Annotated in this window: 14 protein-coding genes; 13 read left to right on the plus strand and 1 reads right to left on the minus strand. The window is 41.0% G+C overall.

Features of this window, described 5'->3' with window-relative positions:
- The 11 genes from BCT81_RS10755 to BCT81_RS10810 all read left to right on the plus strand — a co-directional run.
- The coding region (locus BCT81_RS10755) for a VWA domain-containing protein (protein ID WP_133152601.1) at nucleotides 1-972 on the plus strand (972 nt) is incomplete at its 5' end.
- Between the two features lie 45 nt (nucleotides 973-1,017).
- Nucleotides 1,018-2,208, plus strand: coding sequence for a toprim domain-containing protein (locus tag BCT81_RS10760; protein ID WP_102424207.1), 1,191 nt, complete (start codon nucleotides 1,018-1,020; stop codon nucleotides 2,206-2,208).
- Between the two features lie 132 nt (nucleotides 2,209-2,340).
- The gene (locus BCT81_RS10765) at nucleotides 2,341-2,574 is read left to right on the plus strand and encodes a hypothetical protein (protein WP_081231379.1); all 234 of its coding nucleotides are present in this window, start codon (nucleotides 2,341-2,343) and stop codon (nucleotides 2,572-2,574) included.
- A 283-nt stretch (nucleotides 2,575-2,857) separates the two neighbouring features.
- Nucleotides 2,858-3,328 carry a DUF4314 domain-containing protein gene (locus BCT81_RS10770; protein ID WP_198596879.1) on the plus strand — a complete coding sequence of 157 codons (471 nt, stop codon included), beginning with the start codon at nucleotides 2,858-2,860 and terminating at the stop codon, nucleotides 3,326-3,328.
- Nucleotides 3,329-3,629: 301 nt separating this feature from the next.
- Nucleotides 3,630-4,322, plus strand: a complete 693-nt coding sequence (locus BCT81_RS10780; protein ID WP_102424209.1) for a hypothetical protein — start codon at nucleotides 3,630-3,632, stop codon at nucleotides 4,320-4,322.
- A gap of 93 nt (nucleotides 4,323-4,415) precedes the next feature.
- Nucleotides 4,416-4,940: a hypothetical protein gene (locus tag BCT81_RS10785; protein ID WP_081231382.1), complete on the plus strand. Its 525-nt coding sequence runs from the start codon at nucleotides 4,416-4,418 to the stop codon at nucleotides 4,938-4,940.
- The gene (locus tag BCT81_RS10790; protein WP_081231383.1) at nucleotides 4,940-5,428 is read left to right on the plus strand and encodes a hypothetical protein; all 489 of its coding nucleotides are present in this window, start codon (nucleotides 4,940-4,942) and stop codon (nucleotides 5,426-5,428) included. Before BCT81_RS10785 ends, BCT81_RS10790 begins: the two co-directional genes overlap by 1 nt.
- Nucleotides 5,429-5,483: 55 nt before the next feature.
- A complete protein-coding gene (locus BCT81_RS10795) occupies nucleotides 5,484-5,930 on the plus strand; it encodes a hypothetical protein (protein ID WP_081231384.1) in 447 nt (148 codons plus the stop codon).
- Between the two features lie 101 nt (nucleotides 5,931-6,031).
- Nucleotides 6,032-6,580 (plus strand): hypothetical protein, encoded by a 549-nt coding sequence (locus BCT81_RS10800; protein WP_102424211.1) that lies wholly within the window; start codon nucleotides 6,032-6,034, stop codon nucleotides 6,578-6,580.
- Between the two features lie 84 nt (nucleotides 6,581-6,664).
- The gene (locus BCT81_RS10805; RefSeq protein ID WP_081231386.1) at nucleotides 6,665-7,078 is read left to right on the plus strand and encodes a hypothetical protein; all 414 of its coding nucleotides are present in this window, start codon (nucleotides 6,665-6,667) and stop codon (nucleotides 7,076-7,078) included.
- A gap of 195 nt (nucleotides 7,079-7,273) precedes the next feature.
- On the plus strand, nucleotides 7,274-7,957 hold the full coding sequence (locus BCT81_RS10810; RefSeq protein ID WP_081231387.1) for a hypothetical protein: 684 nt from the start codon (nucleotides 7,274-7,276) through the stop codon (nucleotides 7,955-7,957).
- A 220-nt stretch (nucleotides 7,958-8,177) separates the two neighbouring features.
- On the opposite strand, the gene BCT81_RS10815 is transcribed toward BCT81_RS10810, so the two are convergent.
- Nucleotides 8,178-9,275 carry a hypothetical protein gene (locus BCT81_RS10815; protein ID WP_102424213.1) on the minus strand — a complete coding sequence of 366 codons (1,098 nt, stop codon included), beginning with the start codon at nucleotides 9,273-9,275 and terminating at the stop codon, nucleotides 8,178-8,180.
- A gap of 213 nt (nucleotides 9,276-9,488) precedes the next feature.
- Here BCT81_RS10815 and BCT81_RS10820 point away from each other — a divergent pair, with 213 nt between their 5' ends.
- Both BCT81_RS10820 and BCT81_RS29595 read left to right on the plus strand, forming a co-directional pair.
- Nucleotides 9,489-9,935, plus strand: a complete 447-nt coding sequence (locus BCT81_RS10820; RefSeq protein ID WP_081231389.1) for a hypothetical protein — start codon at nucleotides 9,489-9,491, stop codon at nucleotides 9,933-9,935.
- A gap of 75 nt (nucleotides 9,936-10,010) precedes the next feature.
- On the plus strand, nucleotides 10,011-10,308 hold a 298-nt coding region (locus tag BCT81_RS29595; RefSeq protein WP_206748011.1), incomplete at its 3' end, for a hypothetical protein.

A 10,308-nucleotide genomic window follows, 5' to 3' on the forward strand; every position in this document is an offset into this window, starting at 1 on the left:
GATGATTCAGATGGTCAGAACCCCAGTTCAGCTGGTCAGGGCGCTTCTCAAGGCTCATCAACTCGTAACCCACTCAGTGATGAAGATTTTCAGCGCTTGGGTGAAGCATTGGCCGATCTTCATGAGCTTATCGATCAAGCGATCAATAAACATGCTTCAGTGAATCCGGCATCCTATGAAGACATTTGTAACTATAACGTCACGCCAGATTTAAATGCGCGAATGTTATCAGTGCCAATCCAAAGCAGTATCAACTCTGGTGCTCGTGCGATTAAACGTATTATCGAATCGCAGATGTGGGCTAAAGAGTCTGTACCCATCATGTACGATGAATCTGGTAGTGATTTTGATTGTGATTTACTTGCGGGTGTACCTGCTGGTAACAGTCGAATCTTCTATACAGAGGATATCGTTGAGACTCATAAATCTTCATTCGTTATTGCGATTGATATTTCTGGCTCAATGGGTGTGCCTGTTACAAATGAGTCTGGAGATCGAACTGGCTTCTGTCGATTGGACATTGCCCAGAAAGCCGCCTTATCGGTTGCAGCTGCACTTGAAGAGTTGGATGTACCAGTATCAGTCTTGTATTTCAACACGAGGGCTTATGTTGGAAAGTCATTCAATGAACCATTGATGCAATGCTATCCGCGAATCGGTGCTGAATCTTCTGATGGTACTGAAACCAATAAGGCTGTCTTAGCTGCTCGTCAAGAGTTTACAAAGCTCGATATGGCAAGCAGAAAGCAATTACTTGTTGTTACTGATGGGTGTCCAGCTGATACACATGCTGTCGAAAGTCAGGTAGAGCAATGTAAGGCCGAAGGGATTGATGTTGCGTCAATCAATATTTGCGAATCAAGGTACGGAGGCATTCCAAATTATCAAGTGATACGTGATGCTGATGACCTTCCCGCTGTGTTGGATGACATGATTCAACAGAACTTGTTGTCATCGATTGAAATTAGTTAAACGTAACAGTGACGCTCTTCGGAGCGTCCCTTTTAGGAGGTCAAAATGAGCAATTACAGAAGATCAAAAATCCAAGATGTACATGCGTTAGTGATGCGTCATGGTGGCTGGTCCTCAGTGTTCAAATGTTACGGTGAACTAACTGAGGCGATGCGAAAGTCTTCAAATGGTGTTTCTAAAGCTGTACCAGATCCATTCACTGGCAAAGGCAAAACTGTCTTTCGCTTGTACAAAGATTGGAACGAGTCTGGTGGCGGTTATTACAATGGTAAGGGTCGTATTGGTGATGGTATTGATATGGTCGCTTGGCTTGAAAATTGTAATAAATCGAAGGCGATGGACATTATCTTAGATATTTTGGGTGAGTCTACAGACAACATTTCTCAACGAGAAGTGAAAGCCGTAGCCGCTCAAAAAGAAGAGAAAGCTGTTCTTAGTCCTGCAGATATAAGCAAACGCCTATGGATTTTGCAAAAGGTTGAACATGAGGCATTTGCTGTCACTGAATCTGAAATAGGTATGAACTATCTAATATCTCGCGGATTAGGTGACATTCAAATACCTTGCAACGTTGGGTTTCACTCACAACTTAAAATGTGGGACTCACAAAGCAACGAAGTGTATTTACCAGGCATTGTTTTATACATTCAGAATTTGAAAGGTGAGGCGATTGCTTTTCATCGAATTTTTTTGAATGACGATGGCTCGGATAAATCACCGTTGCTTGATAACCCTAAGATGCAAATGTCACCAATAGAGGATCCTCGCGGTGCATCAATACAGTTTGGTATGCCTTTAATCTGCAAAGATGAAATGGGCAATACACGAATTGTGTTAGGTGTTGGAGAAGGTCCTGAAACCTGTTTGGCTTGCCAGCATGCTGAGAGTATTCCTGTTTGGTCAGGTATCTCTTCTACCTTGATGGAGCTGATCGATATTCCTTTCGAAGTAACCGATTTGGTTATTTTTAAAGACAAAGATCGCCTTACACAAGGAAAAGACATGCCGGAAGGCGACAGAGCTGCCATCTCTTTGAAGGAACGTGTAGAGAAAAATATGAATCACTGCAAAGTGACCATTGCATCTCCACCGAGTCCCATCAAGGAATTGGCAAAATCACAAGATTGGCTTGATGAATGGTGTGATTCTGGATATCAGAATTTCATCGGATACTTAGCCAAAAACAAGCTGACACCGGTTGGTTTTCTCGATAGAGAATTTAACGATGTTGCTTAAATACGCATTAGCCTTCCTTCGGGGAGGCTTTTTGCTTTTAGGTCGCTCAAGGATTGGTCTAAACGCAAAAAGCTCAAGACAATGCACGGTTGCTGTATAACGATATAAATAAAATCACTGAAGGAGAACCTTATGGTCACTGGGTCTTGGTACACGGTTGATGGTAAAAACATTGAAGGGCTGTCCGAGCTAAAGTTCTCTGATATGGCCAATGCACTGAGTGAAGTTGAGGCTTCCTATGAATGCATCGTCCTTGAAGAGTCAGAGCGGTTAGGGTGGAGCTTATTGCAAGTGAAAGCCGTTGTGCCAATTAAGGATGGCACAGTAAAACGAAAATCAACCTTAAGGTTACTACTCAGCCATTAGTTCACTAGAACACAAGTACTTCGTAAACACGGAAAATACCGCCAGTAATTGCCAAAAGTACGATGAAATTCATGTTAACTGTAATTGATTTACCCGAGAAATTTATCACTTTATTAAAGTGATTATTCCTCATCCAGTTAGGATGCTGTTGCAATATCCTCTTGTCTTATGACATGTCCCCATTGACTTTAATACCCAAGTCACAAAAACCTACCCATAGGGAACAGTTCGTACCCTATTATCATAGGTTGCGTTTGTTCCTTTATTCCTTGGAGGAATTACCATGCGCAACTCTATCATTGATGCAGCTTTAGCAAACTATACGTCTTCTATGACCCGCTATATCTGTAACGATAACCCGTTGGACCTACAAATCGCGCAATGCGCTGTTCTTTGGATTAACGCCTCTCTTGAGCTTACTGGCCGTGAACATTTCCGAACTACATCAAATGGATTATTAGATGTGCCATTTCTTTTAGATTCTAAATACCACGATAACTTCGCTACAGATTGCTGGTTTCTGGCTGAGACTTTATTTGTCCCGACTACTGAAACAATCAAGCAATCGCTTAAACCTGGTGACGTCATCAAGATGATTCACATGAACGATATTGACCCAATTGATGCAGGAGAACTTGGTCAAATCAAGCGTATCGACGACATGGGAACATTGCATATGCAATGGGACAACGGTCGTTCTCTTGGTATTTGCATGCCTGCTGGAGATTTATTCGAGGTTTATTATGCGAGTTAACAACACACCCATTCCAACTGATTCTTGTACGGCGCTTGTCGCACTAGAAAGAGCTGGATACAAAGTAAATTCTGAATGCCGAAATGGTTACTGTGGCGCTTGTCGTCTCAAAGCTACTGGCACTCCTACTTACTTAAATGACCCTATTGGATATAAGCAAGACGGTGAAATACTTGTTTGTTGCGTTGATTCGCAATCAGACATTGACATCGAACTACCTTAATTACCCATAACCCCAACAAACTCAACGTCAATCAAAGACATTGAACTTGTATCCCCAATTCCTATGGAGGAAACCCTTATGTCATATGAAATCATCTATGAGAAATTTGCTACGTTCTGTCCTGCAGATGTAGTAAGTCAACAAAAGAAAGATTTCCTACTCAAACATTTCAATATCAATTGTTCAACTATGAGCGATTACGATATCGATGCCGAACTTTTCAGACGGTTCAAGATCATCTCAACGGATAACTTGTACATGCTTCAACTCTTAATTGGTCCGTCCAATTGTGTTGATACAGAGTCAGGAAAGCGCACCCGAGATTGGATGTATTGCGGTGTCGACACTGAGTATTCACTATTCCAAAAATACGGATGTGAATGGTGCCGAAGTGTTGAAAGTGGCGATTTAAAGCCTAATGGTCGATGGGCAACCCCTGAAGGCTGGCTTAAATCATTACGATTGGCATTCAAGCAAGCAGTGAGTTATGAGGCTATGCCTTATTGTCATTCCATGTCTTTTTGGATCGTCAAACCTACAACCTGGGAAGATCAGTACAAACTTAAGCAGTTTGAATCGATTGTATCCAGCTTTGGTGCTGACATCATGGAAAGAAGTTGGTTTGGTACTCGCAAGTTATATTGCTCATTTAGCCCTGAGTCGATGTTTGAAATGTACCTGTTTCAAGAACTATCGATTCGTTTTTTTGGCAAATGTGCATTCAGCACGACTAGCCCGAGTCTAGGTCTAGTCAAGCAAAGAGCTATATAGCTCAACCCCTTACACCTTACCCATTAGCAGGGACTTTCTTCCCTGTGGGAAGTTGTCCCTTCAAAACCTTAATAGTTCTTGGAGGAACTGAATATGATCACTTCAGATATGCTTTTAACTGCAGCAAAACCCTTCGGATTACCAATCGTTGCGATTGATGATATTGAAGCTGATGCGCGTAGCTTGAATCGTACTCGCCGTGATAACCCAACCACCCAATTTCTCTGGGTTGTAAAGCCTTGTGGCAGTGTCTTGTTTCCAATTGGAAAAGGCGTGAATCCACACTTCGTGACATTTTGTTTTGAAGCAAGTCATCAAGCGTTCTTGATAAAAAATGACGATATCTTTCCGATTGAAACCGAAGAAGCCGAACAGCTTTCGTGCAAACTTCCTTTCGATGTGACGGGTATTCGATATCAAGAAACACTGGTACGCAAAGTCACTCAATTACTGAGCCATGCTTGTGTGCATTCTTCTGCTCTTGCGGAATGTAGCTTAGATGAAAACTCTAGCTGGAAGTCATGGCAACGTTGGTTCGAAGATCTAAATCATCCAGTCATGGCTGCGTTTATGTCTCTTTGTATTCAGCGTTCGATTGAACTGACGGAGGCAAACTGATGAATCGCAAAACTTTAGATATTCAACGTCCATGTCGTCGAATACACGATGGTCACAGCTTTATGATTGCTCAACGTGTTCTACGTTTGCCTGATGAAGACTCTGGCCTGTCTCATTCAATTGTTCGATTCGAAAACAGTCGTGTTGGTTTTGGAAGCTTAAAGCTAAAAAGACGAACGGCAATTCGAATCACCAACAAAGAGAATGGTCAATGGATAATCCGATATTGCATGGGTAATGGCGGCAAGATTAAAGGGCTGAACAAGGAATATATTGCTATCGATTACGATGGTGTAAATGAACTTGGTGTGACCTTTAATAAAGACGTTCGTTTGTCTGTGAATACAGCTGACTGGTGGGACATTACAAGATGGTTTTGGACGTTCCCAGATCTCAATGTAAAGCTTTCCTTTCGTTTAGGTTTGATTGGATTTCTTTTAGGGATAATCAGTTTAGCTGACTTAATTGCGAAGCTATTTATAGCTTAACCCCCTGTGGGTCCGATACCCATTAGGGCGGTCCCCTCATTTCAAGAGGTATACCATGAATGAACTAACACCTACATCGCAAGATGTTGAAGCCCCTCGATCTGTTTTGGAGTTTCTAGACAACTTAACAGCATCAAAATACTTCTATCTTGAGGCCGCTGGCGCGTACCTTAGTGAAGTTATTGATTCTGAATTGCTCGATGATAAAGCCAAGTTGCTCGAATTCATTGAAGACAATAAGTGTGAAGCCGTTGAAGACATCAGCGCAGAGTTGGTTGAAAAGATGATTTCTGACCGTGCAGATACATTGCACAGTTCAGCGTTATACATCTTGAAATCATTTCTCGGCACTGTGCCTAAAACTGAGGTTGAAGCTCTTCAAGATGGCGCTGTTGCTGATATTTGGTATGACGCTTCGGACCACGGAGACACTAGCGCCGCAGCAGTCATCAAAAATACGCAAGATGCCATGAGCATTATTGCTGACTTCTTAACGAAGTAACCAATCTTAAAGGAATCTTCCTTTTACTCCCTTTGGGGCATACGTCCCGTAGGGGAGTTGTGTGCCTCATAGGTTAACCAGATTATGCAGAGGAACACATTATGGGCTTTTTTTCTTTCAAAACCGCTGACACAAAACAGTCAATCTTTAATACGTGTACTGAGAAGTGTCGTCCAGTGTACATGCTCCAACCAAACAACGAAGACCCAATATATGAACCGGCTTATGAAGGTTATGGTGTTTTCGGAGGTGTTGATGCTTATACATGGTTAGCGAAACATAATTTGCCAACGACAGTCACGAACTCATACGACGACGATGAGCTCCGAACTCTGGGGATAAAATTGGCCTTTGGCTTGGACTCTTTTGAATATGATAACCATCTATTCATTAAAGAGAATGAGTTGGATGTGCTAAGACAGGTGAACCCTGCACTGCTTGACCGCGAGTTTACCCAATTCCAAGCTTTTTCCGATTTCATTATCGTGAACGGCGAGGAAATTAGACCAAACGATCTCCCATCGCATTTGAGAACTGACCTGCAATTAGCACCAGTTAAATACCCATTAAAATTCAGTTTCAGAAAAGGTAAGCAATACAGTGATTACCCTGCTTCTGAGAGCTGTCCATATCAAGGTTACTTCATTTAACCCCAAACCTTGATACAACCCACCACTACCCGTGAGGGATCTTCCCTCATAGGGATAGATCCCTCAAAATTGGAGGAATCTATCGTGGAATCAACCTATTTAGATGATACCGACCATATCTTAATTAAAGCGTTATCCAAAGAAGATATGCCGATAAATGAAATTGCCAAAAAGTTTGAAGTACCAATTGCCAATATCGCGATGTCACTAGACACCTGCCATTTTGCAATTACTGACAACATTTTGCGTAAAAACTCTCAGCTAGGGAAAATGAAATTGACTGCCATTGGTATTGAAAAACGATGTACCTTATGCAATCACTTTTTTCCGCTCACTAAAGAATTTTGGCACGTCAAGCGCACCACTAAACATGGCCAGCGTGAGATGGGAACCTGCAAAAGTTGTGAAGCTGAAAAAAAGCGTCGTCAAGAACTCGATGGCCGCTTAAAAGACTTAGGAGGTAAAATGTGTTTCTCGACACGTTACCTGAATAAGTAGCTGCATACCTTGTAGTTAAGATGAAAAGTCACCCGATCGGGTGGCTTTTCATCCACCATTTCCATCCGCTTTGACACTTCCAGCCATCTCGCTTCACCCTAAATTTCAATTTCTTTGAAATACTTCCTAAATCCGCATTCGTATGTTGCATAACCGTTTTAACCGACTATCAAGAACTTAAATGGGTTAGCGCACATGAATAAACAGGACACGATCAACCAAGCACTGAATATCATCACCAGTTGGAACCTTGATGACAGCCATTCCAAATCCTTCTCTGATTTTGTCTTCTATTGGGCCTTTGCGCATACTAATCAGCACAAAGTGACTACAAGGTTAGATTCTAAAGAATCAGTACAAGATGGGGTGGTAGAGCTTGCACAGTTGTTAAGCAATGCAATGCTTAATGGGTACAGTGATCCAATCGGGGACATTCTGATTGAGTTAGGTGTGAATACAAAGACGAAACGAATCAACAATCATCAAGATGACGATTTTTTAGAGCAAATGATGGGGCTCAATGATAACGAGGTCTATGAACCATTTTGCGGTACTGGTGCGTTAACTATGGAGCTCATGCAGGCATATTGTGAAAAGCATACAGAACGTAGCAATCCTCTCGATCACTACACTTATTATCTCGAAGAGGTTAAGCCCCTCAACTGTGCAGCCGCAGTGATTCAAATCTTTCATAAGCTCGAATACCTATCTACCAAATTTGGTACTGCCATCATTCCAGGCAACCTCAAAATCATCAATATCGATCCGATAACACGACAAGAGGGGACCCAACACTACATCGCCAGTAAGATGTCGGATGCTGAACAAATTGAACACAACCTGAACTCGCTGCCTAACACTCAACCGACGATACACTAGGGGGTATTTATGATAGTAAGTTTGAGTGCAGTTAAAGCATTAACCTTGTATGCTTGATTTTCCCTTTCAAGTGGCATGATCGAGTTTCCCATTTTGGTTTAGCAGTGTTATGAGAAGGCTTTGCCCCTTTATGAGATACAGTCCAAAGTTGAAACAGTAATGTTGAGGTAACTTTGATATTCAAAAGTATTGAGCAGCTAAAGAAACGGGCAAAGCCAACTTATTCAGACCTTTCAGTGAGCATAAGTTTTGTTTTAAGAAACGCAAGTTTGATGTCATCAGTTTTGGTGAACTTGAACTTACCATCAGTAGAAGCGTCGAACCTTTCAAAATAGTATTCGAGTAGCGGATCATACCTACCACTGTGAACCCAAGTGTAGAACTTTCCGAGTTCGTATCGTAATTCTTTATTAAGGTCAGATCTTAATCTCAGTACACTATTGGTTGCTAGGTCAACGATGTTCATTTCTTGTAGATTCGTCTTAATCTCTTCAATCAAAGGTAGGAGGGATTCTTTATACTTATCAGCTAATGGTACAAGGTCAGCGTCAGTTACTTCCGCTTCAAAAATCATAATGAGGTCATCAATCTCTCCATTATAGTATTCGTTATCTAATCTTTTTTCTGACTCAGTGCGAAGAACATAGAGTTGTTCTAAAGGGTCAGGTTTAGTCTCAATTTTTTCTTTTGAAAGTTTGTGTTGGTACTCAACAAACAGAGTTTCAATCCTATCAGCGATAACATCTAGGTACTCATATCGTATCTTGAGAAATTCGAACAGCTCATTGATATTCAGGTTTAACGTTAAGTCTTCTTTGCCCACATCTCGACTGTACAAATGTACACTCAGGTCGCCAGTGTTGAAACTGCTTGTAAATGGCCAACTTGCGAATCGCTTTGAATTCTCTTGATTAAGATTTACTGGGTGAGCACCGAAACACGCCCTGATAGTTTTAAAGTAAGTATTGTCATCTTCATTAGGGAAGAGGCGAGCTTTGAAGCATTTCTGTTCACCATGAAACGGATCTTTATTGTCATTCATAAACACTCGATGGAGTTGTTTGATTGACTCGAAAATGAGGTCTATTGAAGAGATCAGAGAGTAGACCTGCATACATCTACTATCTATATTCTTGTCAAACTCAGGTGCATTTTCTAAGTGCCTAACAGAAACAGTGATCCAATCCATAGCAGAGCAAACGAGGTTAAAAAGGTTCTTACCGCCTTTATCTTTGTAGATTTGATACACAAAGCTAGAGTTTGAGTTCACTAACTCCCTAAAATCCGTGATTTTATCATCACTAACAACGCTTCTCATTCACCAGCTCCTTTTCTAACTAACTGAAAATATTATAAAGAATGGCAATTATGATAGTGATAGTTCTTGAGCTCTTCAAATATATTATCTTTCGACACACATCATAGATTGATATTGGTTGAGTTTTATATTTGATGACCGCAACATAGACGAAATTCAATCGCGAAAAATTCCCAATATAAGGAATTAGCTAATGATTGATAAGGAGATTAAGTGCAAGTATCAGAACTAAAAACAGTGGCTACCCTGGTCCGGAAAGTGATTAAGAAGGTCGTTTCAGAGTCAACCTATGTTGATGTTGAGCTTCAAAGGTTTCCTTCAGGTTCGTGTGAGGTATCTAGTGTAATTTTGGGACTCTATTTGAGAGAAAAATATGCTGTTAACGTTGTACAGTCAGTCGGCAAACGTCCATCTCCGGAATGCGAGTACAGTGAAAATAACCATGTTTGGTTAACGGTGAATGAAACTATTGTTGTCGACATCACTGCTGATCAGTTTGACGATTGTTTGGAGAAAGTATTTGTTGGTCGTGATAGCGCTTTTCATGACACATTCGAAGTTTATGATACAAGACCGGTAGATTTTAGTTACTTACTGAGACGCGGTTCAGAGGGATATGGACATATATATAAGGAAGTAGTTACTCGAATGGCAAACTAGTTTACCTAGTCGCCAGCTTATTCGATTGGTTGAGTTTAGTGAACAAGGTGACTTTTAAGTGCTTTATATTTTTCGATGGAGGGGGTACTCATAGATAAATTTGATGTTGAGCTACTTGGTTGGGACGGTAGTCTGGAAAGTTGTTTAGACATGTTTTCAGGGCTTTATGGATATCACATTGACCCTAGTACCCACAAAAAACCTAATGAATGTATTAAGTATGAAGAATTCCTTAAAAGTTCAAATGTTTTGAATCAATGGCAAGAGAGTATGGCCAGTAACGGTGATACCCCGATATTTAAACTATTTCAGAGAAACTATAGAGGTTTCAATGTCGATGATTTCATTAATTTAGAGGCTCTTCTCCGCTTAG

The organism is Vibrio sp. 10N.261.52.A1 (assembly GCF_002876325.1).
GTDB classification, from domain to species: Bacteria; Pseudomonadota; Gammaproteobacteria; order Enterobacterales; family Vibrionaceae; genus Vibrio; species Vibrio chagasii.

Coding starts and splice junctions, on each gene's coding strand:
- BCT81_RS10760 (WP_102424207.1), top strand. CDS start 1,018: ATGAGCAATTACAGAAGATCAAAAATCCAAGATGTACATGCGTTAGTG.
- BCT81_RS10765 (WP_081231379.1), top strand. CDS start 2,341: ATGGTCACTGGGTCTTGGTACACGGTTGATGGTAAAAACATTGAAGGG.
- BCT81_RS10770 (WP_198596879.1), top strand. CDS start 2,858: ATGCGCAACTCTATCATTGATGCAGCTTTAGCAAACTATACGTCTTCT.
- BCT81_RS10780 (WP_102424209.1), top strand. CDS start 3,630: ATGTCATATGAAATCATCTATGAGAAATTTGCTACGTTCTGTCCTGCA.
- BCT81_RS10785 (WP_081231382.1), top strand. CDS start 4,416: ATGATCACTTCAGATATGCTTTTAACTGCAGCAAAACCCTTCGGATTA.
- BCT81_RS10790 (WP_081231383.1), top strand. CDS start 4,940: ATGAATCGCAAAACTTTAGATATTCAACGTCCATGTCGTCGAATACAC.
- BCT81_RS10795 (WP_081231384.1), top strand. CDS start 5,484: ATGAATGAACTAACACCTACATCGCAAGATGTTGAAGCCCCTCGATCT.
- BCT81_RS10800 (WP_102424211.1), top strand. CDS start 6,032: ATGGGCTTTTTTTCTTTCAAAACCGCTGACACAAAACAGTCAATCTTT.
- BCT81_RS10810 (WP_081231387.1), top strand. CDS start 7,274: ATGAATAAACAGGACACGATCAACCAAGCACTGAATATCATCACCAGT.
- BCT81_RS10815 (WP_102424213.1), bottom strand. CDS start 9,275: ATGAGAAGCGTTGTTAGTGATGATAAAATCACGGATTTTAGGGAGTTA.